General features: G+C 57.6%; 22 protein-coding genes and 1 tRNA gene. 16 read left to right on the plus strand and 7 right to left on the minus strand.

The genetic code is table 11. The features are described 5' to 3' along the window. Positions 1–4: 4 nt before the first annotated feature. The 8 genes from H4N61_RS17610 (at position 5) to H4N61_RS17645 (ending at position 12,719) form a co-directional block, all read left to right on the plus strand. Complete coding sequence (locus H4N61_RS17610) at positions 5–1,627, plus strand: glycoside hydrolase family 43 protein (RefSeq protein ID WP_182394579.1); 1,623 nt, start codon at positions 5–7, stop codon at positions 1,625–1,627. 111 nt (positions 1,628–1,738) lie between these two features. Next, positions 1,739–3,010 (plus strand): O-acetylhomoserine aminocarboxypropyltransferase/cysteine synthase family protein, encoded by a 1,272-nt coding sequence (locus H4N61_RS17615; RefSeq protein WP_169194394.1) that lies wholly within the window; start codon positions 1,739–1,741, stop codon positions 3,008–3,010. Positions 3,011–3,150: 140 nt separating this feature from the next. Continuing rightward, positions 3,151–3,960, plus strand: coding sequence for a DUF2189 domain-containing protein (locus H4N61_RS17620; protein ID WP_169194393.1), 810 nt, complete (start codon positions 3,151–3,153; stop codon positions 3,958–3,960). A 100-nt stretch (positions 3,961–4,060) separates the two neighbouring features. Beyond that, positions 4,061–6,772 (plus strand): DNA mismatch repair protein MutS, encoded by a 2,712-nt coding sequence (gene mutS / locus H4N61_RS17625; RefSeq protein WP_248306538.1) that lies wholly within the window; start codon positions 4,061–4,063, stop codon positions 6,770–6,772. Then, entirely contained in the window at positions 6,753–9,548 is a 2,796-nt protein-coding gene (locus tag H4N61_RS17630; protein ID WP_169194392.1) for a [protein-PII] uridylyltransferase, read from the plus strand. Before mutS ends, H4N61_RS17630 begins: the two co-directional genes overlap by 20 nt. Positions 9,549–9,563: 15 nt before the next feature. Beyond that, positions 9,564–11,123: a murein biosynthesis integral membrane protein MurJ gene (murJ, locus tag H4N61_RS17635; protein WP_182394580.1), complete on the plus strand. Its 1,560-nt coding sequence runs from the start codon at positions 9,564–9,566 to the stop codon at positions 11,121–11,123. 69 nt (positions 11,124–11,192) lie between these two features. Further along, on the plus strand, positions 11,193–12,233 hold the full coding sequence (gene trpS / locus H4N61_RS17640) for a tryptophan--tRNA ligase (RefSeq protein ID WP_182394581.1): 1,041 nt from the start codon (positions 11,193–11,195) through the stop codon (positions 12,231–12,233). Positions 12,234–12,245: 12 nt separating this feature from the next. After that, the gene (locus H4N61_RS17645; RefSeq protein WP_169194389.1) at positions 12,246–12,719 is read left to right on the plus strand and encodes a universal stress protein; all 474 of its coding nucleotides are present in this window, start codon (positions 12,246–12,248) and stop codon (positions 12,717–12,719) included. 4 nt (positions 12,720–12,723) lie between these two features. On the opposite strand, the gene H4N61_RS17650 is transcribed toward H4N61_RS17645, so the two are convergent. Then, a complete protein-coding gene (locus tag H4N61_RS17650) occupies positions 12,724–13,020 on the minus strand; it encodes a DUF3817 domain-containing protein (RefSeq protein ID WP_169194388.1) in 297 nt (98 codons plus the stop codon). 129 nt (positions 13,021–13,149) lie between these two features. Here H4N61_RS17650 and H4N61_RS17655 point away from each other — a divergent pair, with 129 nt between their 5' ends. From H4N61_RS17655 to H4N61_RS17665, 3 genes are all read left to right on the plus strand, one after another. Then, a complete protein-coding gene (locus H4N61_RS17655) occupies positions 13,150–13,716 on the plus strand; it encodes a NifU family protein (protein WP_169194387.1) in 567 nt (188 codons plus the stop codon). Positions 13,717–13,770: 54 nt separating this feature from the next. Continuing rightward, positions 13,771–15,033, plus strand: a complete 1,263-nt coding sequence (locus H4N61_RS17660; RefSeq protein ID WP_248306539.1) for a methyltransferase — start codon at positions 13,771–13,773, stop codon at positions 15,031–15,033. Between the two features lie 104 nt (positions 15,034–15,137). Continuing rightward, positions 15,138–15,521 carry a hypothetical protein gene (locus H4N61_RS17665; RefSeq protein ID WP_182394582.1) on the plus strand — a complete coding sequence of 128 codons (384 nt, stop codon included), beginning with the start codon at positions 15,138–15,140 and terminating at the stop codon, positions 15,519–15,521. A 46-nt stretch (positions 15,522–15,567) separates the two neighbouring features. Here the strand turns inward: H4N61_RS17665 and H4N61_RS17670 are convergent, their stop codons facing one another. From H4N61_RS17670 to H4N61_RS17685, 4 genes are all read right to left on the minus strand, one after another. Beyond that, on the minus strand, positions 15,568–16,392 hold the full coding sequence (locus H4N61_RS17670) for a sugar phosphate isomerase/epimerase family protein (RefSeq protein ID WP_182394583.1): 825 nt from the start codon (positions 16,390–16,392) through the stop codon (positions 15,568–15,570). Further along, on the minus strand, positions 16,389–17,558 hold the full coding sequence (locus tag H4N61_RS17675; RefSeq protein WP_182394584.1) for a dihydrodipicolinate synthase family protein: 1,170 nt from the start codon (positions 17,556–17,558) through the stop codon (positions 16,389–16,391). The genes H4N61_RS17670 and H4N61_RS17675 overlap by 4 nt, the downstream gene beginning before the upstream one ends. A gap of 80 nt (positions 17,559–17,638) precedes the next feature. Beyond that, positions 17,639–18,790: a Gfo/Idh/MocA family oxidoreductase gene (locus tag H4N61_RS17680; protein ID WP_169194383.1), complete on the minus strand. Its 1,152-nt coding sequence runs from the start codon at positions 18,788–18,790 to the stop codon at positions 17,639–17,641. Between the two features lie 98 nt (positions 18,791–18,888). Continuing rightward, entirely contained in the window at positions 18,889–19,629 is a 741-nt protein-coding gene (locus tag H4N61_RS17685) for a sulfite exporter TauE/SafE family protein (RefSeq protein WP_182394585.1), read from the minus strand. A 210-nt stretch (positions 19,630–19,839) separates the two neighbouring features. Here H4N61_RS17685 and H4N61_RS17690 point away from each other — a divergent pair, with 210 nt between their 5' ends. From H4N61_RS17690 to H4N61_RS17705, 4 genes are all read left to right on the plus strand, one after another. After that, complete coding sequence (locus H4N61_RS17690) at positions 19,840–20,886, plus strand: tripartite tricarboxylate transporter substrate binding protein (protein WP_182394586.1); 1,047 nt, start codon at positions 19,840–19,842, stop codon at positions 20,884–20,886. A gap of 85 nt (positions 20,887–20,971) precedes the next feature. After that, entirely contained in the window at positions 20,972–21,496 is a 525-nt protein-coding gene (locus H4N61_RS17695; RefSeq protein ID WP_169194380.1) for a tripartite tricarboxylate transporter TctB family protein, read from the plus strand. Positions 21,497–21,508: 12 nt separating this feature from the next. Next, positions 21,509–23,035: a tripartite tricarboxylate transporter permease gene (locus H4N61_RS17700; protein WP_182394587.1), complete on the plus strand. Its 1,527-nt coding sequence runs from the start codon at positions 21,509–21,511 to the stop codon at positions 23,033–23,035. Beyond that, complete coding sequence (locus tag H4N61_RS17705; protein ID WP_282567636.1) at positions 23,010–23,675, plus strand: TetR/AcrR family transcriptional regulator; 666 nt, start codon at positions 23,010–23,012, stop codon at positions 23,673–23,675. Before H4N61_RS17700 ends, H4N61_RS17705 begins: the two co-directional genes overlap by 26 nt. 53 nt (positions 23,676–23,728) lie before the next feature. Here the strand turns inward: H4N61_RS17705 and H4N61_RS17710 are convergent, their stop codons facing one another. Both H4N61_RS17710 and H4N61_RS17715 read right to left on the minus strand, forming a co-directional pair. Next, positions 23,729–24,427 (minus strand): PadR family transcriptional regulator, encoded by a 699-nt coding sequence (locus H4N61_RS17710; RefSeq protein WP_169194377.1) that lies wholly within the window; start codon positions 24,425–24,427, stop codon positions 23,729–23,731. Between the two features lie 139 nt (positions 24,428–24,566). Next, entirely contained in the window at positions 24,567–25,562 is a 996-nt protein-coding gene (locus H4N61_RS17715) for a complex I NDUFA9 subunit family protein (RefSeq protein ID WP_169194376.1), read from the minus strand. A gap of 309 nt (positions 25,563–25,871) precedes the next feature. Between H4N61_RS17715 and H4N61_RS17720 the strand changes: the two genes are divergently transcribed. Continuing rightward, positions 25,872–25,956 (plus strand) — tRNA-Leu (locus tag H4N61_RS17720). Positions 25,957–25,966 lie beyond the last annotated feature (10 nt).

A 25,966-nucleotide genomic window follows, 5' to 3' on the forward strand; every position in this document is an offset into this window, starting at 1 on the left:
AACGATGCCACAGATCACCAATCCCATTCTTCCCGGTTTTAATCCGGACCCGTCGATCCTTCGCGTCGGCGACGACTACTATATTGCCACGTCCACGTTTGAATGGTTCCCCGGCGTGCAGATCCACCACTCAAAGGATCTGGCCAATTGGGAGCTGGTGACGCGTCCGCTGACCCGCAAGGCCCAGCTCGATATGCGTGGCGACCCAGATAGCTGTGGCGTGTGGGCGCCGTGCCTGAGCCATGACGGCGAGCGTTTTTGGCTGGTTTACACCGATGTGAAGCGCAAAGACGGCTCGTTCAAGGACGCCCATAACTACATCGTCTGGGCGGATAATATTGAAGGCCCGTGGTCAGACCCGGTCTATACCAATTCCTCGGGCTTTGACCCCTCGCTGTTCCATGACGACGATGGCCGGAAGTGGTTCGTCAACATGGCCTGGGACCATCGCGTCCGCCCGCTGCTTTTTGCGGGCATCATGCTGCAAGAGTTTGATCCGGTGGCCGGAAAGCTCGTTGGCCCGATCACCAATATCTATCAGGGCACAGACCTTAAACTGGTCGAAGGCCCGCATCTTTATAAGCGCAACGGCTGGTATTATTTGCTCACTGCTGAAGGCGGCACGGCCTATGACCATGCCTGCACTTTTGCGCGCTCGCGCACGCTGGATGGGCAATATGAAACCCATCCCGACAAGCATATTCTGACCTCAAAAGACTCGCCCTTTGCCGCCATCCAGCGCGCCGGTCATGGTGATCTCGTGGATACGCCTGACGGCAAAACCTATCTCGTTCACCTCGGCGGTCGCCCGACCACGCAAGAACGCCGCTGCGTTCTCGGCCGCGAAACCTCAATTCAGGAATGCTATTGGGGCGAGGACGACTGGCTCTATGTTAAGAACGGGCCGGTCCCCTCGCTTGAGGCGGACGTGCCGGGCACGCGCGACGAGGACAAATATTGGGCGGAGCAGCGCTATAGCTTTGAAAATGGTCTGCACAAGGATTTCCAGTGGCTCCGCACGCCGGAAACCGAGCGCATTTTCACAACTGAAAACGGCAAGTTGCGTCTGTTTGGTCGCGAGTCGATTGGCTCGTGGTTTGAGCAATCATTGGTCGCCCGCCGCCAGACGCATTTTTCCTATGACGCGGAAACGCTCGTCGATTTTGCCGCCACGGACGAACGCACCATGGCCGGGCTGACGGCCTATTATAGCCGCTACAATTTCTTCTATCTCGCCGTGACGGCCCATTCGGATGGTCAACGCGAACTGCTGCTGATGACTTCGGAAATGAGCTGGCCAGATGGCAAGCTCAAATTCCCTGCGGCCCCTGTGCAAATCCCTAATGGCGGCAAGGTCCGGCTCAAGCTCACCGTTCGCAATCGTGACCTGCAGTTTTACTACGCGCTTGAGGGCCAAGAATTGCAGGCCATTGGGCCGGTGTTCGACGCGTCCTTGCTGTCCGATGAATGTGGTGGTCACCAGGCACACGGCAGCTTCACTGGCGCCTTCGTTGGCGTTGCCGCTAATGACTTGAACGGCACGGCCTCGCCAGCGGATTTCGACTACTTCACTTACACGCCGCAGCACGGGTCCTTGGATCGTTATAAGCTCGATGCGGTAAGTTAAGCGCTTTATTTCTCTCGAACAGGGCGCGGAGGAGAACGACTTGTCTCTTTCGCGCCTTGTTATTTTTCTGGTGTTGTCAGAGTCTTCTCATCCGTTCTTAGGGAGAAGACTATGAAGCCCGAAACTATTGCCCTGCACCACGGCTATACCTCTGAAGCGACGACGAAGTCCGCTGCCGTGCCGATCTATCAGACGACCTCCTATACCTTCGACAATACCCAGCATGGCGCTGATCTGTTCGATCTGAAGGTTCCGGGCAATATCTACACCCGCATCATGAACCCGACTCAGGCCGTGCTCGAAGCGCGTGTGGCTGAGCTCGAAGGCGGGATCGCAGCACTGGCGCTTGCCTCGGGCATGGCTGCCATCACCTATGCCATTCAGACCATTGCTGGTGTCGGCGACAATATTGTTTCGGTCTCCCAGCTCTATGGCGGCACATACAATCTCTTCGTTCACGCTTTCCCGCGTCAGGGGATTGAAACCCGTCTTGTCAGCCATGACGATTACGAAGGCTTTGAAAAGGCTATCGACGACAAGACCAAGGCGATTTTCCTCGAATCCATCGGCAATCCAGCGGGCAATGTCGTCGACATTCAAAAGATCGCCGAGATCGCCCATCGCCATGGCGTGCCAGTGATCGTCGATAACACTGTCGCGACCCCCTATCTGACACGCCCATTCGATTTCGGCGCGGACATAGTTGTGCACTCGTTGACCAAATACATCGGCGGCCACGGTGTTGCCATTGGTGGCGCGATTGTCGACAGCGGCAAGTTTGATTGGAAGGCCAACGCCAAGCGCTTCCCAATTCTTAATGAGCCCGATCCGTCCTATCACGGTGTGGTCTACACTGAGGCTTTGGGGCCAGCAGCCTATATCGGTCGTGCTCGCGTTGCTCCGCTGCGCAACACTGGTGCTGCGATCTCCCCTCACAATGCCTTCTTGATTTTGCAGGGTCTGGAAACGCTTGGTCTGCGTATCGAGCGCCACTCTGAAAATGCGCTCAAGGTGGCAAAGCACCTCAAGAGCCATCCAAAGGTAAAGTGGGTGAATTATGCCGGGCTTGAGGACAGCCCTTACCATGCCGTTGCGCAGAAGATTTCCAAGGGCTCGGGCTCGGGCATTTTGTCCTTCGGCATCGACGGTGGGAAGGAATCTGGCGGGCGATTTATCGACGCCCTGCAGTTGATCTTGCGCCTCGTCAACATTGGCGATGCCAAGTCGCTCGCTTGCCATCCGGCCTCCACCACGCACCGTCAGCTCTCGCCAGAAGAACTGGCTAAGGCCGGTGTGTCGGAAGATTTGGTCCGTATATCGGTGGGCATCGAGCACATCGACGACATCATCGCCGACATCGATCAGGCGCTGGCCAAGGCATAATCACAAGTTCTGGAGCCGGGGGCGACAGCCTCCGGCTTTGGGCGTAGTCTGAGCTCTTTAGCGGTCGCAGGTTCTGCGTATCGCGCTTGAGGCAGCGCCACGCGGGTCACGCGACTTCCATTGTTGGAAGGAGGACGACTATGGCCCGAATTCATCTCATGTCCGGTGTGGGCGAAAAGCTCGATCTGCCGGCAATCGCGAAAATTTCTTATGCGGACCTTGGCGATGCCCTCAGCAAAGGGGCTGCGGATTTTTGGGCCAAGCCCAGTCATTATCTGCTCTTGGCACTGATCTACCCGGTCATCGGTATTGTGCTCACCGTGTGGATGAATGGCTATCAGACCTGGCCCCTCCTTTATCCACTCATCGGCGGTTTCGCCCTTCTCGGTCCGGTAGCGGCGCTGCCGCTTTACGAAATCTCCAAGCAGCGCGAAGAGGGGCGCCGACCCAGTTGGCGCGATGCCTTCCGTGTCATTCGCTCACCTGCCATTGGCAGTATCGTCGTGGTTGGCGTCATGCTGCTCGTGCTGTTCACTCTCTGGCTCACCGCCGCGCAGTCGATTTATCAAAGCATTTTCGGCTCCGTCGCGCCGCGCACTTTAGATGGTCTGTTCGCGCAAGTCTTCGGCTCGCCGGACGGGATGAGCCTGCTGGTTATGGGCACGGGCGTGGGCGCGCTATTTGCTCTTGCGGTGCTGTGCACCAGTGTCATCGCCTTCCCGCTGCTCATCGATCGCGATGTCGGCGCCTATGTGGCCATTGAAACCTCTGTCCGCGCCGTGCTGAAGAACATTGGGCCAATGTTGGCTTGGGGGCTAATCGTTGGCGCGGCCGTGTTTATCGGCTCTGCCCTGCTGTTCGTTGGGCTTGCGGTGGTACTGCCTATTCTGGGCCACGCCACGTGGCACCTTTATCGCAAGCTGGTCCCACAGACCTCGCTCATTCGATAAAGCGATAAACGCACGGAAAACGGGTGCTCTGCCGGTTGGCAGAGTGCCGTGAATTGCCTAAGCTCGGCACTTCCGACTAGCGCCCCAATCTCCCGAGCTCATGGACCAAATTTCGCCAGACGCAACACTGAGCGCCGCATCTGGACTGACGCCCATGATGGCCCAGTTCTTTGAAATCAAATCGGCCAATCCGGGCTATTTGCTGTTCTATCGCATGGGCGATTTCTATGAGCTCTTCTTTGAAGACGCCGAGATCGCCAGTGCGGCCTTGGGCATCGTGCTCACCAAGCGCGGCAAGCACTTGGGCGAAGATATTTCCATGTGCGGCGTGCCGATCCACGCTGCCAATGATTATCTCAATAAGCTGATCCGGCTCGGACACCGCGTCGCCATTTGTGAGCAAATGGAAGACCCGGCGGAAGCCAAAAAGCGCGGCTCGAAATCTGTGGTGAAGCGGGGCGTTGTGCGCCTTGTTACCCCTGGGACGCTGACCGAAGATGACCATCTCGACGCGCGATCCGCCAATTATTTGGCAGCGCTCTCCATGGTCCGTCACGGCGACACCGACTTTGCGCTCGCTTGGGCCGATATTTCAACTGGCGAAACCTTTGTTTCCGACCTGACGGCTGAACAGCTTTCGGACGAAATGGCCCGGATCGCTCCGGCCGAATTGCTACTGACCGATGCGACGCGCGCGGCACTCGTCGAGCGGCATTTGTTCGCGCCGGCCTGGGCCGCGATTGCGTCTTCTCTGGCGCCAGAATTGGCTGACAGCGAAAACGCCTTTGCAGCGCTGCGAAAAGTGTTCGACCCGTCGGTTTTTGATCCCTCTGCTTTATCGCGCGCATCTCGCAGCGCCGTTGGCGCTTTGGTGGGGTATGCGCTTGAAAGCCAGAAGGGTCGCGCCACGGCGCTGCGCCCGCCGGTGAGTGGCGCCAATGAGCTGACATTGAGCATCGATGCGGCGACCCGCTCATCGCTCGAAATCCTGCAAACCCAACGTGGCCAGGCCAAAGGGTCACTGCGCCAAAGCATTGACCTGACCGTCACCGCGCCCGGCGCGCGTCTGCTGTCCAATCGACTGGCCGCGCCGCTGAGCAAGTCTGAGCCGATCAATGAGCGTCTCGATGCAGTGGAGCGTCTGTTCGATGACACGTTGCTGCGGACGCGGTTGCGTCAGGATTTGAAGGCTGCGCCCGATGTGGCGCGCGCGCTCTCGCGTTTGACACTGGAGCGCGGTGGTCCGCGTGATCTGGCGTCCATTGGCAAAGCCGTGTCGGCAGCGCTCGATGTGGCGGCGCAATTGGCCGCACATGATGACCTACCCCCGATCCTGTCGCGTTTGCAGGCCGTTCTCGGCGCTGCCCCACGCGACATGGCGCTGAACCTTTCGCTGGCGCTGGACGATGATCTGCCACTTTTGGCGCGCGATGGGGGCTTTGTGCGGCCCCATTACGATCCGCGTCTGGATGAAGAACGGGCTCTGAGCCGCGAAACCCGCGAGGTTGTCGCCGCTCTGCAGGCGCGCCTCATGGACGAGACCGACGTCCGCTCGCTCAAGATCAAGCACAATGGCGTTCTGGGCTTCTTTGTTGAAGTCCCGGCCGCCCATGGTCAGAAGCTGCTGGAGCCGCCGCATCGCGAGGTTTTCATCCATCGCCAGACCATGGCCAATGCCATGCGCTTTACGACGACCGAGCTGGCGGAACTTGAGGGCCGTATCTCGCAGGCGCAGGGCGCTGCGCTCGAAATCGAGCATGCGATTTTTGCGCATCTGCGTGAAAGTGTCTTGAGCCACACGACTGCTTTGCAGGATCTGGCCGATGCCCTCGCCGAACTGGACGTCACAGCGGCTTTGGCGGAAGTCTCGGCAACGCGCGGCTATCATCGTCCCTTGGTCGACGACAGCCTAGCCTTTGCTATTGAAGGCGGGCGCCATCCGGTTGTGGAACTGATGGTGAAGGCCGAAGGGCATAGTTTTGTCGCCAACAACGCCGATCTATCTGGTTCGGAAGAAACAGGTGGCGGTGGTCTTTGGCTCGTCACTGGCCCGAATATGGGCGGTAAGTCGACCTTCCTCCGTCAAAACGCCCTGATCGCCATTCTCGCACAGATGGGCTGCTTTGTCCCTGCGGATAGCGCCCATATCGGCGTCGTTGATCGCCTGTTCTCTCGCGTCGGCGCCTCTGACGATATCGCTCACGGCCGCTCGACCTTCATGGTCGAAATGGTCGAAACCGCGGCTATTCTTAATCGCGCGACCCGCCGTTCGCTGGTGGTGCTCGACGAAATTGGCCGTGGCACAGCGACCTTCGATGGTCTTTCCATCGCTTGGGCGGCGGTTGAGGCCTTGCATGAAACCACCGGTTGCCGCGCTTTGTTTGCCACCCATTTCCATGAGCTGACCTCTTTGGCCAAGACGCTCTCGCGTGTTGCCAATGTCACCATGAAGGTGCGTGAATGGGAGGGCGAAGTTGTCTTCCTGCACGAAGTTGGCCCCGGCGCTGCCGACCGATCCTATGGCATTCAGGTTGCGCGCCTTGCCGGTCTGCCTGAACCTGTCATCTATCGTGCTAAGCAAGTCCTAGACATACTTGAGAAACGATCCTCCGGTACGGCCTCTTCCAGCGACAAGGCGAGCGTGCTAGACGATTTGCCGCTCTTCGCGCATCAGCCTGTTCCGGTTCCAGTCCGAACAGACGCTGTGCACGAGGCACTCGACGCGGTCCGGCCGGATGAAATGACCCCGCGCCAGGCTATAGAGGCTCTGTATCACTTGAAGAAACTCCGCGATGACGCTCGCCGAAACTGAGGCCCGGCCCAAAAAGCCACAGTTCGCGCTCAAAACCGCGCCGACCATTCTTGCCGAACTCGATAGTATCGTGGGCGACGAGGCCGCTGGCTCGCCCAGGGCTCGCGCGCTGGTTCTGGCCCATATTCGTCAGACGCTCCAGACCGCCCGCAAGGCCGCCGAGGTCGACCTAATCGCCACCGGCAAGGGGACGCGCTGCGCGCAAAACCTTTCGGCTGCGCAGGATGAGATCATCCGAGCGGTCTATTCCTTCGCAACAATGCGCGTTTATCCGGTCGATAACCCTTCTGGCGCTGAAGCCATCGCGCTCTCGGCTGTTGGCGGCTATGGCCGTGGCACGCTGGCGCCGGGTTCGGACATCGATCTGCTGTTTATCCTGCCCTATAAGCAAACCCCTTGGGGCGAGCAGGTCACAGAATATGTGCTCTACATGCTCTGGGATTTGGGTCAAAAAGTTGGCCACGCCGTGCGCTCGGTGGATGAGTGTATTCGCATGGCTCGCGCCGATATGACGGTGCGCACCGCGACGCTCGAATCCCGCTATGTGACCGGAGATAAAGAGCTGTTCTCGCAACTGGTCTCGCGTTTTGAAACCGAGATCATGCCGAAGACCGGCCCGGAATTCATCGCTGCCAAAATGGCCGAGCGCGATGAGCGCCACCGACAAATGGGCAATACTCGCTATGTGGTTGAGCCCAATATCAAAGACGGTAAAGGGGGCTTACGCGATCTCAATACCCTCTTCTGGATCGGCAAATATTTCTATCAGGTCAAAACCAGCCAGGAGCTGGTGGACAAAAAAGTTCTCAGCGCTGCGGAATATCGCCACTTCTCTCGCGCTGAAGATTTCCTTTGGGCAGTGCGCTGCCACCTTCACTACATCACCGGTCGTGCTGACGAAAAGCTGACCTTTGACGTGCAGCCCGATCTGGCGCGCCGCATGGGCTATGAGCAGCGTCTTGGGATGCTAGGGGTTGAGCGCTTCATGAAGCGCTATTTCCTTGTGGCCAAAGACGTCGGTGATCTCACCCGTATCATTTGCGCCAGTCTCGAATTCCATCACGTTAAAGACATGGACGTGGTTGGCCGCATGCTCTCGCCTTTCCGTAAGGGCAAGAGCAAGATCAAGGGCGAAGCCGATTTCGTCATCGACACCGGGCGTCTCAATATCGCTGCCGCCGATGTGTTTGAAAAAGACCCAGTCAATCTCATTCGCATGTTCATGGTCGCCGGGCGCGAGGAACTGCTGTTCCACCCTGACGCCATCAAGGTTATTCGCGACTCTCTCCATCTCATCGACAACAAGCTGCGCAATGATCAGAAGGCAAATGCCTTTTTCCTGACTGTTCTCACCAGCTCCACCTATGTCGAGCGCATGCTGCGGCAGATGAATGAGAGCGGCGTTCTGGGCAGGTTTGTGCCCGATTTCGGCAAGATCGTCGCCCTGATGCAGTTCAATATGTATCACCACTATACGGTGGATGAGCATTTGATCCGCTCGGTTGGGATTATGGCGGATATCGCCAATGGCGGTATGCGCACTGAATTGCCGCTGACTCATGAGTTGCTGCCGCAGCTCAACGACACCAAGCTGCTTTTTGTGGCGCTGTTCCTTCATGACATCGCCAAGGGACGCCCGGAAGATCACTCCATCGCTGGTGCGCGGATCGCGAAAAAACTGTGCCCACGCTTCGGCCTGACCCCAGCCGAAACAGATACTGTCGCTTGGCTGGTCGAAAACCATTTGGTGATGAGCGAGATTGCGCAGGCGCGCGATATTCAGGATCCTGAAACTGCCAAGGCATTTGCAGAAATCGTGCAATCGCCACAGCGTCTGGCCCTGCTGATGATCCTTACCGCTTGCGATATTCGCGCTGTGGGTCCTGGCACGTGGACGGGTTGGAAAGGCTCGTTGCTGCGGGCGCTTTATTACGCGACCGAACCCCTACTGTCGGGCGGTCATTCGCAAGTCAGTCAATCGGATCGCGTCAATCAGGCGAAATACGCCTTGAAAGAGGCGTTGTCGGCCTGGCCTGCTGAAGACGTCGACGCCTATATCGGTCGTCACTACGACCACTATTGGCTCCGTGCTGAACCAGAATTGCAGATCGAGCACGCGCGGATGATCCGCAATGCCGATCAGTCGGGTAACCCCTTTGCTGGGTCGATCCGGGTGAAGGCGTTTGAGAGCATCACCGAGGTGAGCTTTTATACGCCCGACCATCCGCGCCTGCTCTCGCTCATCGCGGGTGCCTGCACTATGCAGGATGCGTCGATTATTGGGGCGCAGATATTCTCGACCCGTGACGGCCGCGCCATCGACACTTTCCGCCTTCGTCGTTCGTTCACCTCCGATGAGGACGAAAAGGTTCGCGCCACTCGAATTATCGATACGGTCAAGCAATTGCTGCAGGGCCAGCGTCAGGTGACCATCGATCTGGGCAAGGAAAGTCGCCACAACAAGCGTCTCAAACCTTTCGCCCTGCCCGCTCAGGTCTCGGTGTCCAATGCCATCTCGGAAAAGTTCACCGTTATTGAAGTGGCCGGTCTCGATCGCATTGGTCTGCTCTATGCTTTGACCCGCGAGATATCCGATCTGAGCCTGACCATTGGGTCGGCTCATATCGGCACCTATGGGGAAAAAGCGGTCGACGTTTTCTATGTCACTGACCTGACGGGCCAGAAGATTCACGTGAAACAGCGCCAGAAGAAAATCCACGATTCTCTTCTTGCCGTTTTCGAAACACCGGACGCGAAGAAGCCAAGCAATGGCTAAGCGTCGAGGACGCGCATGAGCCTATTTCGCAACTTCGTCTCTGTCGGTTCTATGACATTAATCTCGCGCGTGGCCGGCCTCGCGCGGGACATGTTGATGGCGGTGGTCTTGGGAGTTGGCCCGGCCGCGGACGCCTTTTATGCCGCCTTCCGCTTCCCCAATCTGTTCCGACGCTTATTTGCCGAAGGCGCGTTTAACACCGCCTTTGTGCCGATGTTCTCGGGCGCGCTTGAAACGCAAGGCAACGCCGGGGCCAAGGAACTGGCCTCGCGGATCATGAGCTGGCTGGTGGTGGCACTGATCATCGTCACCATCTTGGCCGAAGTTTTCATGCCCCAGCTGATGGCACTGTTTGTGCCGGGCTTTGTCGGCGATAAAGAAAAATTCGATCTGACGGTTTTGTTGACCCGGATCATGTTCCCCTATCTCGCCTGCATGTCGCTGATGGCGGCCTATAGCGCGATCCTAAATACGCTAAACCGCTATTTTGCTTCGGCTTTTGCGCCGGTTCTGCTCAATCTCGTCAATATCGCCGCCCTCATCCCGCTCGCCACATTCTTCGTGCAAGCGCCGCAACAGGCGACACTTTGGGTGGCCCTTGCGACCATGCTCGGCGGCGTTGCCCAGCTTATTTTGGTGTGGGGCGCAATCCAGCGCACTGGCATGAAGCCCAAGCTGCGCCTGCCGCGCTTTGATGCAGATGTGCGCCGGTTCTGGGTTCTGGCTGTTCCGGCGATCCTCGCCGGGGGCATTACCCAGATCAATATTTTCGTCGGGACGATCATCGCCTCGGGCGGTGAGAACACTATTTCGATCCTCAATTTCGCCGATCGTCTCTATCAATTGCCGCTCGGTATCATTGGCATCGCCATTGGCACTGTGCTTTTGCCGGAGTTGAGCCGCCACCTCAAAGGTGGTCGCGAAACTGAAGCGCGGGCCTCTCAAGACCAAGCCCTCTTTATCTCCATGCTGCTCACAATGCCGGCGGCCTTTGCGCTGGTCGCGCTGGGGGAGCCAATTGTCCGCGTGCTGTTTGAACGTGGGCAATTTGGTGCGATGGATACGCTCTATACCACTGAAGCGCTTATTGGTTTTGCTATCGGGCTCCCCGCCTTTGTGCTCATCCGCATCCTCCAGCCAGGGTTCTTTGCGCGCGAGGATACGGTCACACCGACCGTGTTTGCGCTGGTGAGTGTGGTGCTCAATATTGGGATTTCGCTGCTGCTATTCCCAAGCTTAAAACACCTTGGCATCGCCTTGGCGACCAGTGTCTCCGCCTGGGCCAATGTGGCCTTAATGGGCGTCACCTTGGCATATCGTGGGCACTTCAGGCCCAGTTGGGCCCAATGGCGTGGTCAAGTGTCGATCCTGCTGGTCAGCGCCATCATGGGTGGTGGCCTGTTCATTCTCGCCGACCAAGGTCGGGGCCTTTTGGGGATTGGCTCCCCCTTCTGGATACAGGCGGGTGTGCTCGCAATTTTGATCACGTTCGGTGTCGTGCTCTATTTCACACTCATACACATCACAGGCACACAACGCCTCGGTCAGCTTTTGCGACGGTTCAAACGTCGCTAATTGGTTTTCATCTTCTGTCGGGCCGTATAAAACGGTCCTCAAATTTCCCGTCTTGGGTTGAAGGACATCATGAATTTTAGCCCCCGCGTTTTTTCTGGCATCCAGCCTTCCGGTGATCTGCACTTGGGCAATTATCTCGGCGCCATTCGCCGTTTTGTGCCCCTGCAGCATACGCACGAAACCATCTATTGCGTGGTTGATATGCACGCCATCACGGTCTGGCAGGAGCCTGATGCGCTGCGCCGCGCGACGCGTGAAGTGGCTGCGGCTTTCATCGCTGCCGGGATCGACCCGAAGAAGTCGATCATTTTCAACCAGTCTCAGGTCGTTCAGCATGCTGAACTGGCTTGGATCTTTAACTGCGTCGCGCGCATCGGTTGGATGAACCGCATGACCCAGTTCAAGGATAAGGCCGGTAAGAATTCCGAAGCAGTCTCGCTGGGCCTTCTCGCCTATCCTTCGCTCATGGCCGCAGACATTCTGCTCTATAAGGCGACGGAAGTGCCGGTTGGCGACGACCAGAAGCAGCACCTTGAGCTTACTCGCGACATCGCGGCAAAATTCAACAATGACTATGCCAAGTCCATTGCTGAAACCGGCGCGGCTAATGTTGACGGCGAATTCTTCCCCATCACCGAGCCACTGATTGCCGGTCCGGCGACCCGCATTATGTCGCTGCGTGACGGCACCAAGAAGATGAGCAAGTCGGACCCGTCCGATCAGTCGCGCATCTCGCTGCTCGATGACGCCGATGCGATCTCGAAAAAGATCAAGAAGGCGACCACGGACCCGGCCGAGCTGCCGACAGACGTTGAAGGCCTAGCGGGTCGTCCTGAAGCGGACAATCTCGTCGGCATCTATGCTGCACTCAGTGACAAGACCAAGGCCGAAGTGATCGCCGAATATGGTGGTGCCGGCTGGGGTAAGTTCAAGCCAGCTCTGGCCGAGCTCGCGGTTTCCGTTCTCGCGCCAATGAACAATGAAATGCGTCGTCTGCTCGACGATCCAGCGACCATTGATGCGATTCTGCGCGATGGTGGCGAACGCGCTGGCGCGATCGCTGAGGCGACCATGAAGGACGTCCGCAACATCGTTGGCTTTATCCGCTAATCGGAGGCGCTCATGGTCGCTGAAGTTGAGTACAAACGCAAATTTCTGGTTGTCATCGACGAGACGGAAGAATGCGAACGCGCGCTGACTTTCGCGGCCTATCGCGTCAAACGCACCGGCGGCACCGTGGTGCTCATGACCGTCATTCCCTCCCCCGAGTTTATCGGCTTGGGGGTGGAAGACGTTTTGCGCGCGGAGGCGGTGGAGCAAGCTGAGCGGAACCTCGACTTGCGTCTGGCGCGTATTCGCGAAATTGGCGATGTCCGTACGGAATCCGTGATCCGCGAGGGCAATGGCCCTGAGCAGATTGAAGAGGTCATCGCTCGCGATAAGGATATTGCTATCCTTGTGCTCGCGGCCTCCAACTCTTCAGATGGTCCGGGGCCATTGGCGACGCATTTTGCGGCGCGCGCCAATGTGCTCCCAATCCCACTGACCATCGTTCCCGGTCACATGACCGACGAGGAAGTGATCGCTGTGTGTTGAAGACTTAGGCGGCCTCGGCCGCCTTTTGTTTGCGCTTCAAGAATGGGTCATTGAGGAATGTCCCGAAGGGGAAGAACGAAGCAATGGTGGTTCGCGCCCATTCCACCGGCGTAAAGCCCTTGCCCCAAAGGCAAAACACCATAGCGACGATGTAGAGAACGAAGGCGAGGCCGTGGATGCGGCCAGCCGGGGAAATAAGGTCGGGATAGCCGAACCAGTATTTTGCTGGCATGGCGACGCAAAACAGCGCGAGGGTTGTAATACCCTCAAAGACGCCGATATATCTGAATAAGCGGATCATGTTATGTCTCTAGCGCTGCATGGTTGTCCGCGCAATCGTGACGCTCTGTCGCAAATGCAGCTTGTAAGACCCTTGCATTCGCCGCCGAAATAGCTATTTTAGAAGCATTCTAATTTACGAGCAGCATCCATGTTCATCCAGACTGAAGCCACGCCGAACCCGGCAACTCTGAAGTTTTTGCCTGGGCGGGATGTGCTCACCGGTGAGCCACGCGATTTCCGCGACGCCGATGCCGCGACGGCCTCCCCGCTCGCGACCGGCCTGTTCGCAATCTCTGGCGTTACCGGCGTTTTCCTTGGTTCGGACTTTATCTCGGTCACCAAGGACGAAACCAATTGGGCCCATATCAAGCCAGCTATTCTTGGCGTGATCATGGATCATTTCCTGTCGGGCAAGCCGGTTATCGCCGAAGGCGTTGAAGCGCCGCTCAACTTCGACGAAGTCGAAGAATTCTTCGAAGAAGAAGACAAGGAAATGGTCGAAGTCATCAAGGAATTGTTGGCGACCCGCGTCCGTCCTGCTGTGGCGATGGATGGCGGCGACATCATTTTTAAGGGCTACAAAGAAGGCACCGTGTTCCTCCATATGCAGGGCGCGTGCTCGGGTTGCCCTTCTTCCACGGCTACCCTAAAGAACGGCATTGAAAATCTCCTGCGCCACTTTGTTCCCGGCGTAGAGGCCGTTCAGCAGGTTTGATATTTCTTAGGGCTCAGTCCTGAGATAAACAATTAGCAGCAAGCCAGAAGCCCGATGAGTAATCGTCGGGCTTCTGGCTATCTGGTGCCCCAGCCAGACCCGATACAAGAGTTGAGTTCGCCCATGTCCACCACCGTCACCATCGAAACCCTCGGACAGCGGGGCGAAGGCGTCACCAGCATTGATGGCCAGCGTGTTTATGTGCCCTTCACCCTGCCGGGTGAAGAGGTTGTCATTGAGCACGAGGGTGAGCGCGGGCAGCTGCAAACAGTCACGACCGCTTCAGCTGATCGTATTGAACCCTTCTGCCCCTATTTCGGTGAGTGCGGGGGCTGCCAGATCCAGCATCTTTCGCCTGATGCTTATAAGGCATTCAAAATTGGCTTGGTGGAGACAGCGCTCCAACACGCCGGTCTTGAGCACAAGGTTGAGGCTTTCCACATCGCGCATGGCGAGGGACGCCGTCGGGCGACGCTTCATGCTCGCAAGAATGCTGCTGGCTATATGCGCATTCGCTCGCATGAACTGCTCAACATCGAAAAATGCCCGATCCTTGTGCCTGCTCTCGTTCATGCTCCCAAGATCGCGCAGATTTTGGCGGCGTCTATCGGGGAATGCGATGTCAGCTTTACAGCGACCAGCACGGGACTAGACGTGCACATCCGCAAGGCCCCAAAGGGCTTGAAGTTGGAGACGCTCGTGCCATTGGCCGCCCAACTGCGTCTGGCGCGTCTCTCCATTGATGGCGACATGGTTTCCGTGCGCCAGCAGCCAACGATCACGATGGGACGCTCGGAAGTTGATCTGCCGATTGGTAGCTTCCTCCAAGCGACTGCACAGGCCGAAGACGTTCTGGCCAGCTATGTCATCGCCGCAGTTGGCAAGTCCAAGTCCGTGGCCGACCTTTTCTGCGGGATTGGTCCATTTGCCCTGCGTCTGGCCGAAAAGGCGCCGGTTTACGCCGCCGATAGCGATAAGGCCGCAACCCTTGCGCTCGCAAAGGCCACACGTTTCACCAAGGGGTTGAAGGCTGTCACCAGCAAGGTGCGAGATCTTTTCCGCGACCCACTTACCCAGTTCGAGCTCAACTTCGAAACAGTCGTTCTCGATCCGCCTCGGGCTGGTGCTGAAGCGCAGATCAAAGAGCTGGTAAAGTCGAAGGTGAAGAACGTGGTGATGGTCGCCTGCGATCCGAAAACTTTTGCTCGGGACGCAAAAACGCTTGTTCAGGCCGGGTTCATTCTCAGTGAGCTAATAGCAGTAGATCAGTTCGCTTGGTCCACTCACATCGAAGTCGCAGGAACCTTCCGTCGGTAAATTTAGCAACCGATAACGATGTACCCACGTTTCTTCCATCAAGGGCTTGAACGATACACGCACGTGCCTTCAATTAGGCGCGTTTTGATAAGGAGCATTACTTAATGATGCTGAAGACCATTATTGCCGCCGCTTCGTTTGCAGCTTTGTTTGCTGCGCCAGCCTTTGCTCAGGACGCTTCGCCGAACGGGACCTGGGTTGATAAGTGGGGCACGAGCTTCACATTCAAGCTTTGCGGTAGTGGCACCGACCTGTGCGGTACGCTGAACGATATTCAGGGCGACTCGCGTACCCCTGAAAACCTGAAGTTCGTGAATCAGCAGGTTGTGCAGGGCAAGCAGACTGGCCCGAACAAGTGGGAAGGCAATATCTCGCTCAACGGTGGTGGTGCAAAGGCCATTGTTGAACTTAAGAATGCCACCACTATCAAGCTCACCGGCTGTAAGGGCGGCATCTTCTGCTCCAGCATCGATTACATCAAACAGTAATCGATAGATGAATTTGAAAAGCCCCGGGAGACCGGGGCTTTTTTGTTTAGCAGACAGTAGCAACGCGTTCCTTGATCACCTGAAGCACTTCGTCACCGTCGCGCTTCCACCAATTGTTTTGGCTGAAAATCTCCACCTCTTGCGGGCCGGAGAAACCTGCGTCCTCGATCATTTTGCGGATGCCGGGAAGGTCGATAACCCCATCGCCCATCATGCCGCGATCGAGCAAAAAGTCCGAGGTTGGATTGAGCCAATCGCAAATATGATGCGCGAAAATACGCTTCATCCGCCCTGCCCGCGCAATGGCTTTGGCCAAATTGGGGTCCCACCAGACGTGATAAACGTCGATTGCGACGCCAACCGTTTCGCCCAGCTGTTCGCAAATATCGAGCGCTTGGTCGATGGTGTTCACGCAGGCGCGGTCCGCGGCATACATAGGGTGCAGCGGCTCGATAGCGATCTTCACATTGGACGCTTTGGCGTGTGGCAGGATTGCGGCAATGCCGTCGGACACCTGCTTGCGGGCTTCAACGATATTGCGGCTGCCCTGCGGAATGCCACCGACAACTAACACAAGACAGTCTGCATTAAGCGCCGCGGCTTCGTCGATAGCGCGCAGATTGTCTTCAATATTGGCCTTTAGCCCTTCTGTGGTGAGGGCTGGGAACATGCCGCCACGGCAGACGCCCGTCACTTGCAGCTTGTTGTCTCGAACGATCCGCGCGGCTTCTTTGAGGCCAATGGCCTGGATTTGATCGCGCCACGGCGAGATGGCGGTAATTCCAGCCCGCAAGCACCCGTCGACAGCTTCGGCAAAGCCCCACTGCTGGCGCGTCGTGGCAAAATTGAGGGAGATGCCACGGTCGGTCATGCTGAAACTCCATTGACGGCGAGGAAGGCCTTCATGCGGCTCGTGGCGAGTTCTGGGTCGGCCAGCACGCGGGCCTTATCGGCAAGGCGGAACAGCTCGGCAAAGTGCTGGACGGAGCGGGTCGACTGCTGCCCGCCGACCATCTGAAAATGATCCTGCAATCCGTTGAGATAGGCGAGGAAGACGACGCCGGTTTTGTAAAAGCGGGTGGGCGCTGCAAAGATGTGACGGCTCAGCGGAACCGTTGGCTCCAAAATGTCGAAAAACTCATTGGTATTGCCACGGCCCAAGGCCGCGAGACCGGCTGATGCTGCGGGCGCAATGGCGTCAAAGATACCAAGCAGGGCGTGCGAAAAACCTTGGTCGTCGCCAGCGATCAACTCGGCATAATTGAAATCGTCGCCCGTATACATTTTGACCTGGCTCGGCAGGCGGCGGCGCATGTCGATCTCTTTTTCTGCCGAGAGCAGAGAGATTTTGATGCCGTCGACCTTGTCGGCGTGAGCGGCGATCACATCGAGGCACACGTCCATGGCTTCGTCATGCGTACCCTTGCCCCAATAGCCGAGCAAAGCTGGATCAAACATTTCGCCCAGCCAATGCATGATCACCGGTTGCTTCACCTGGCTCAGGACATGGCCATAAACGCGGGCATAATCGTCTGGCGACTTGGCTGCCGCCGCGAGCGCGCGGCTGGCCATGAGGATGACGCGACCACCCTGCCCTTCAACGAAATCAACCTGTTCGTCATAGGCGCGCAGAATATCGTCAATGGTGACGTCCGGGCCGGGCGCGAGATGGTCGGTGCCGGCGCCATAGGCGATGAGACTGTCGGAGCGACTGCGGGCTTCCACCTGCGAGCGGCGGATCAGCTCCTGCGCTTCGGTCCAGGTGAGGCCCATGCCGCGCTGGGCAGTGTCCATGGCCTCGGCAACGCCAAGCCCGAGGTCCCACATGCGATGGCGGAATTTGAGCGTCGTGTCCCAATCAATTGCGGGAGTCAACCAAGGGTCGACACTCGCCAGCGGATCGGCCACGACATGTGCTGCCGAATAGGCGATGCGCGGAAAGTCGCTGGCTTTGAATTTGACGAAGGGGATCGGATCGCCCTTGAGTACATAGGGCGTAATCGAACGATCAGCATTGGGTAGGTTTAACTGCGGCATCGGCATCTCCTCAAGCCTTTGCAAACGCCCACCGCCGCCTCAAAACACGTTCGAGGCGGCGCCGGGAGGGTTGAGCGAAATTAGAATTCCAGCTTTGGCACATCGAGCCAGCGGCGCTCGGCCCAGCTCTTGAGGCCCAGTTCGGCCAGCTGCACGCCCTTGGCACCAGCTTCGAGGCCATATTCCCAAGGCGCGTCCTCGGCGACATGGCGCAGGAACATTTCCCACTGCGCCTTAAAGCCGTTGTCGGCTGGCCAGTTGTCCGGAACTTCTTCCCAATCGTTGAAGAAATTCATGGTCTGGGGCTGGTCAGGGTTCCACACCGGCTTTGGCGTGTTGACGCGATGCTGGGTCCAGCACTTGTGGAGGCCAGCAACGGCGGAACCGTGAGTACCATCGACGTGGAAGGTCACGAGATCGTCGCGACGGACGCGCGTCGTCCAGCTCGAATTGATCTGGGCAATGATGCCGCCTTCGAGCTCAAAGGTTGCGTAAGCTGCGTCGTCGGTATCGCAGTTGAAAGTATTGCCCTGCTCGTCGACGCGCTTTGGAATATGGGTCGCACCCAGGCAGGAGACGGCCTTCACTTCACCGAAGAGATTGTCCATCACATAGCGCCAGTGGCACAGCATATCGAGGATGATGCCGCCACCGTCGTTCTTGCGATAGTTCCAGCTTGGGCGCTGCGCCTTCTGCCAGTCGCCTTCAAACACCCAATAGCCGAACTCGCCACGCACCGAGAGAATGTCGCCGAAGAAACCGCTGTCGCGGAGCATTTTAAGCTTCATCAGGCCGGGGAGGAACAGCTTGTCCTGCACCACGCCGTGCTTGAGGCCAGAGGCGCGGGCGGTTTTGGCCAGGTTGACCGCGACTTCGAGATCGTCCGAGGTCGGCTTTTCGCAATAGACATGCTTACCAGCGGCAAGTGCCTGTTCGATCAGGCCTGCGCGCATCAGCGTCGTGCCAGCATCGAAGAAAATCTCGTCGTCCTTATTGGCCAGTGCGGCCTCAAGATCGTCGCTCCAGCGGGCGATATTGTGCTTCTTCGCCAGCGCTTCGATCTTGTCGCGATTACGACCAACGATGATCGGATCGACAACGAGGCGGTCGCCATTGGCAAGGCTGATGCCGCCTTGATCCCGTATGGCCAGAATAGAGCGCACCAGATGCTGGTTATAGCCCATGCGCCCCGTGACGCCGTGCATGATAATGCCTACCCGCCGAACCGCCATCAAAACCTCCTCAGGATCGCGCTGTGTAACTGTGTAGTTACTTAGGCGAGGAGAATGACGGCCGTCAAGCGGGTTTGCGTAGGCATAAAGTGGTGAGGTTAGAGCCCCACCACCATTTTTACGCCCATCAGACCGAGAAAGATCAGGATCATTCGGTCAAAGGCCTTACGACTCAGTTTCCCAGCAACGCGCTGTCCGAGGGGCATAAAGATGGCGATCGGGATCAGCGCCAGAAGCGCTTCTAGCATCCAATCTGGCTTCATAATGCCGGAGATGAATAGCGCGGGGAGGTGGATAAACCCGAGGAGTAGGAACATGGCCGAGACGGCATAAACATGCACGCGCCGGTCCAACCCCATGGCATGGATAAAGGTCACGCCAACGGGTGCCGAAATGCCGGTTGCGCCTTGCAATATGCCCGTGCCAACGCCGGTGAAGGGTGCCAGTTTTTGCGCCACAGTGGGGGCAATGGAGAAGTGCGGGTTCTTAATTTTGAGAACAAAATAGACCAGCAGCACAATGCCAAGGCTGAAGATCAAATAGCGCTCTGGAAGATTGCCCAAGAGCCATGTGCCGAAGCCAACGCCGACGGCGCAGGTCACCAAAAACATCGGCATAAACTGCAAGCGCACGTCCTTGGCGCCATCACGAAATTGCCAGACCTGAGCAATATTGGTGACGATCTGCACCACGGCCATAATGCCCACAGCATGTTGCAAACCAAAGGCCGAGGTCAAAACCGGCAGTGCGATCAGGGGCAGCCCCATGCCTGTTGCGCCCTTCACAAAAGCGCCCGCTGCCAAAGCTAAGCCCAAGATGGCCAAGCGTTCCAATTCCATGATTGCCCCGAAGAGATGTGTTCGTCCGCGCCACCATACCAAGCCGGACTTTCGCCAAGCAATTACCGCATGGCGTGATCCTCTAAAAGGCCAGAGTAAGCGCTCACTAAATCACTGATCGGTTACTTCTGACTTGACACATAGTTTTTACGCACCCAATCTGCCCGGGTGAGCACCAGAATACTGGGCTCCAACGGGAGGAGTTTTAGGATGAAGCAGTCACTGCTGCGCGTTGTCCTCGCGTCGAGCACTGCTGTGTTCGCGCTGGGCGCAACTATGGCCATCGGTCAGGAATGGAAGCCTGATCGTCCAATCAATCTCATCGTACCGTGGGGCGCTGGTGGGTCGACCGATCAGGTGACCCGTGTCACAGCGCCGATCCTTGCAGAAGCCCTTGGTGTTGAAGTCGTCGTCGTCAACCAACCAGGCGCATCCGGTGCCATTGGTACGCAGGAAGTGCTCAATGCTGAGCGCGATGGCTACACCTGGACTGCCAATGCGATCGCCAACAACGCCACCTATTCGGTGACGGGGCTTTTGGAAAACACCAATATCGACGACTGGCACATCTATCTTTCCGTTGCCAACGTGCCGGTAGTCTCGGTGCCGATGGACAGCCAGTTCAAGGATTTCGGTGAACTTTTGGCGGCGTTCCAGTCGGACGCTGGTAGCGGCATTTCTGTTGCGACAGCCGGCATCACCTCATCTGGTGGCACCGCCATTGGCGCGCTTTCGGGTGCGGCGGGTGGCTTTGACTACAACATGATCACCTATGATGGGGGCGGCCCAGCTGCGATTGCAACAGCCGCTGGCGAAGCCATGGTCACGACCCAACTTGCCGTTGAGCAAACCGAACTGATCCGCGGTGGTCGTCTGAAAGCTCTGGCCGTGTTGTCCAACCAGCCGCTTGTGATTGAAGGCGCTGAGCCGATCCCACCGATCACAAACTGGCTTCCAGATATGGAGTTGGCGCCGGATTACTTCGGTATTTTCGTGCCAAAGGGCGTGCCGGCCGAGGTGGTAGCCACACTCGACAAGATTTGGGCTGAGAAGGTCTCAACATCTGAAGCGGTAAAAACCTACGCTGAAACCTTCGGTGCCGTTTTCGCTCCATCCTATGGCGAGGAAGCGCGCGCTCTGGCGATGCCGGTTGTGATTCTTGAGGCCTGCGATTCCGTTGGTCGCGGTGAAGCGGTCAACGATCCGTCCACCATTGGCATCGATTGCGAAACCCGCACTGAGATGGCCAAGAACTAACACCAACCAACCAACCGCTGGCTTTCGTGAAAGCTAGCGGTTGGCTCGATGTTGGTGGGGCCGTACCAAACTTTAGGCACATAAAATGACCCTCTCTGCTCAGCACGAGGATGCTGCGCGCATACGCGCCGATCTTATCACTGCGATTATTCTGATCGCACTCGGCCTTGCCGTTACGTATCTGTCTTGGACCATGGATCGGCTCGCCGTGCGCCGTATTCACCCAGCAACGATACCGGGTCTCGTGCCCTTCGTGCTCGGCGTTGCCCTGACCCTGTGTGGGTCCCTGCTCGCCTTTCGGTCATGGAAGCTCGATACCAAGGCTGGCGGGGTAGCTCTGCTGAACCTGCTGCTTTCGTGGCAAACTATTCGCGTTGTCACCGTGGCCGCTCTCGCCTTGGTCTACACATTGGGGCTCGTGGGCCGCATGCCGTTCTGGCTGGCGTCGGCGCTCTTTGTGTTCGCCTTTATCGTCTTGTTTGAAACCGTACTGGCAGATCGGCCCGCCAACCTCGTGCGGACACTGATCTGGGCACTGGTGGTCGCGCTCGTTGCAGGCGTGGGCGTCAACTATGTGTTCGGCCAGATTTTTCTGGTTCGGCTGCCTTAGGAGACGGCTTCCATGTTTGACGGACTTATTCTCCTCGGCCAGGGCGTGGCGCATTTCATAACCCCCTCCGGCCTTTTCAATGTGGCGTGGGCAACACTGCTCGGTCTGACCATCGGTATTTTGCCCGGCCTTACGGCCACCATGGGCGTCGCGCTCTTGGTGACGCTCACCTATAAAATGGCGCCAGACCAGGCCATTCTCACCCTGATGTGCGTCTATTTGGGCGCCATTTATGGGGGCAGCCGCACTGCCATTTTGCTCAATATTCCCGGCACACCGGCCAATGCGGCGGCGACGCTCGATGGTCACCCGCTCGCCAAGCAGGGCAAGGCAGGTCTTGCCATGGGTCTTGCGACGACCTCCTCAACTTTGGGAACCTTGGTCGGCATTTTCTTTCTCGCCATTATTGCTCCCGTGCTTTCCGAAGCGGCGCTGAAATTTGGCTCGTATGAGTTTTTCTGGCTCGCACTATTCGGCGTGGTTGTATCGGGTCAGATGACGGGCTCTGATACGCCGCTCAAGGGCTACATCGCCGGGATCATTGGCCTGTTGGTGGCCATGATCGGCATGGAAACGCTGCATGCGCATCAGCGCTTTACCTTTGGCATACCGGCGCTTGTTGGCGGCATTGATTTGATCCCGGCCATGGTTGGCGCATTTGGCTTGGCCGAAATTCTCTCCACCATGAAGCGCACGGCCATCGCCAATATCGCCCCGGTGAATGATCGTGTCGTGCCGACCTTCCGCGAGATTTTCCAATATTGGAAAACCATTATTCGCTCCGGCATCATTGGCACCTTTGTTGGTATCATCCCGGGTGTCGGTGAGGACGTTGGCGCCTGGAGTTCCTATGCAGCGGCCAAAAAGCTGTCCAAGAACCCCGAAGAGTTCGGCAAGGGCAGCCAAGAAGGGCTGATCGCGGCAGAAACCGGCGATAATGCCGTGGTATCGGCCTCGATGATCCCGACACTTACTCTGGCCCTGCCCGGCTCTGCCGCTGCCGCCGTGCTCATCGCGGCGATGATGATCCACGGCATCCGCCCTGGCCCCATGCTGATGATCGAGAATGCGCCCTTCCTCTATCAGGTCGTGGGCATGCTGCTGTTGGCAACGCTCGCCAATCTGATCTTCGGCCTGTCGCTGACAAAGGTCTTCATTAAGGTCCTTTCGGTCCCACGCGAACGGCTCATGGCGGTCATCTATGTGCTCTGCGTTATTGGCTCTTTTGCCATCACTCAGCGCATGTTCGACGTCTACGTCATGTTGGTCTTTGGCATTGTCGGCTTCTTCCTTCGGGAGATGAAATACCCAATGGCGCCACTGGTTTTGGGCATCGTGCTCGGCGATCTCTTAGACCTGAACCTGCGCCGCGGCTTGGCGCTTACCAATGGCGACCCAACGCCCTTCTTTACCCGGCCGATCAGCGCTGTTATCTGCCTGATCATTGTCTTCACCATTCTGATGTCCATTCCGGCGGTAAATCGACGTGTCCGATCCCTCTTCGCCCGCAATCGTGGAGCTGTCCCAGCCAAAAGCTGAGACGTCAAAACGCCCAAGGAATTCGGTAAAGACCAAAGCCTCCATTCTGGCAGCAGCCAGAGTGGAGTTTGCCGATCGGGGCTTTGAGGGCGCGCGCGTCGATGCCATCGCCGAGCGTGCTGAGGCCAATAAGCGGCTGCTCTATCATTATTTCGGCAATAAAGAGGAGCTCTACCGGGCCGTCCTCTTGGAAGCCTATACCGAGATCCGCGCGGGTGAGCGGGCGCTGTCCTTGGGGCGCTATGATCCGGTGGAAGCTATGGACCGCCTTGTGCGGTTCACCTTCCGTCACTTTCTGGCGAACCCATGGTTTCCGCGCCTCTTGGGCACGGAAAACATCGAGAACGCGCGTTTTCTCAAGACCCTGCCCGATATCAAGGCGCTGCATTCGCCGCTGGTCGGGCAAATCGCCGAGATTATCGAGCGTGGAGCCGAAGCGGGACTGTTCCGCCGCGATGTCGATCCGGTGCAGCTTTATATTTCCGTGGCTGCGCTCGGCTTCTTCTATGTGTCGAACACGGCCACCCTATCGGTGATCTTTGAACGCGATCTCTCAAGCGTTGCTATGGTCCAGGAGCGCGAGGCGCACGCCGTGCAAATGGTTCTCGACTTTTTGAAAACCAAATCGCGGCACGGCTAAAAAGCAAAAAAGGGCAGAGGTTTCCCCCTGCCCTTGCTCATTCCGTTCAGCCCCTAAAGGTCGACGTCATCGTCCTGACCGAGCGCTTCAATATCGGCTGCGGCGCGACGCAAAATCTCAGCGGCGCGTAACTGCACTTCGTCCGAACCAGTGCGGGCCTTTTTAATCGCCTGCTTAACCGATTTGCGCGCCGCATCCAGTTCCGGCACCACGTCATGCATAGGCCGGTCGTCTGGCGCCCAAGCGGGGTGTGACGGCGTTGCTTCCGGCTCCCCTTTGCCACCAAAAGGCCAATCGGCTGCAACGAAATCGCGGAACTTGTTCACCTGCTCGCCCGTCCGCGCCAGAAACTCTAGCGTGGCGGCTACTGCCTCGCGATTGTCTTCCAAATGCGCGCGGCCTTCGTCGGTAATTGCATAAAGCTTCTTATTGCCGTCAACGCTCGAGGTCGCGAAGCCCGCCTCCTCAAGATAGGTCAGCGCCGGGTACACAATGCCGGGGCTCGGCGAATAGACGCCATTGGACGCTTCTTCTACGGCTTTGATCAGATCATAACCGTGGCGCGGCTGCTGCTCGATGAAAAAGAGCGCCACGAGGCGTAAGTCACCCGAGGCCAGCATTTTGCCGACGCGGGCCTTGCCACCCCATTCGCCGAAATCGACGCCAGCAGCACGCTGCATACGGCCCCAGCTGCGACGCGCCAATTGGTCTACTGTGCTCCAGTCAAAATCACGAAAATCGCGAGATGCCATGATATGTCTCCAAGATATATCTTAACGCCCTTGAGCAAGAGATTGTCCCTGCAAGATCGGTTTCAAGATATATCGCGGAAACAAAAAGGCGCTCCGAGCCTATGAGCTTGAAGCGCCTTCAAAAAATATTTTGCGATAGTTAGGTGGCAAGACCTGTATTGGGGCCGCGATCGGCTCGGTCGAACTCGCCATTACGGCGGAAGCGCCACATATAGGTCGGTAGCACCTCGCCCATGCTAGTGGGAGCAATGCCAAATGCCGCGAGGGTGCGCTTGTCTCTGATAGCTTCGTCCGAAACCACATTATCGACCCCGAGCAAGTCGACCTGGTCGCTGGTCACCACTGGCTTGAAGGGCAGAATACCCAAGAGGTTCGCGCCAAGTTTGGCGAGACCAGCTGGGAATGGCACCAGCGGACGGTTGCGGCCAGCTTCGGCGAGAATGCGTTCCATAAGAACCTTGTGGCTTTCAACGTCTGGGCCACCCAGCTCGTAAATCTTGCCAGTCTTCACCTCGCCCTTCGCGGCCTTGGCAATGGCTTCCGCCACGTCGCCAACGAATACGGGCTGGAACTTCGTATTGCCAGCAATCAGTGGCATGATCGGCATAATGCGCGACAGCGTACCCATGAGGTTAAAGAAGCCATCGCCAACGCCGAAGATCAGCGAGGGGCGCAAAATGATGGCCTGCGGATAAGCCGCCAGCACAGCTTCATCACCAGCAAGCTTGCTGGCTGCATATTTTGATACCGACGCAGCCTTATCAACGCCGAGCGCCGAGAGATGGACGAGAGTTGAAACCCCGGCGGCCTTGGCGGCGCGAGCGACAGTTGCTGCGCCCGTGGTGTGCACGGCGTCAAAATTCTGTTTGCCGCTCTGGTGACCGATGCCGACCAGATTGATCACAATATCGGCGCCGGCGATGGCGCGCTGGACGGATGCTTCATTGCGCAGATTGGCTTGGATCGGCACGATCTGACCAACAGAACCCGGAGTGCGCACAACACCTGCTAGGTCAGGACGACGAACAGCAACGCGGATACGGAATCCTTCGCGTGCCAACACCTGCACCAGATGGGTCCCGACAAATCCCGATCCACCAAAAATCGTGACGAGCTTCTGGGCATTGCGAGTCATAGACGGCACTCCTGCGACAAGTTGACCGGTTTTAGCCAAGCCCGGTCCGCCTGTCGAGTGTTTCGGCCCGCTTTGATGGCCGATTGTTTGCGTCCGATGGTGCTTTAGGCGCGCAGTTTTCCACTCAGCGCAGATTTTTTCAAATCCGATATTCAGCCCAGTTTTCAAGGGCCTTCGCTGTGGAAGAAATCGGGATAAGGGTTTGTATGGGTGCAAAGTTTTAGGCTGGCCCGCAAAGCGCGTTGACTTCGGAAACACCCTAATCTAGATAGTCACTCGTTGCCGCAGCACTGCTGCAAAAGCGACACTGCCCAGATGGCGGAATTGGTAGACGCGCACGGTTCAGGTCCGTGTACCGCAAGGTGTGGAAGTTCGAGTCTTCTTCTGGGCACCAATCCTTCTCG

This window comes from Devosia sp. MC521, assembly GCF_014127105.1.
Classification (GTDB): Bacteria; Pseudomonadota; Alphaproteobacteria; order Rhizobiales; family Devosiaceae; genus Devosia.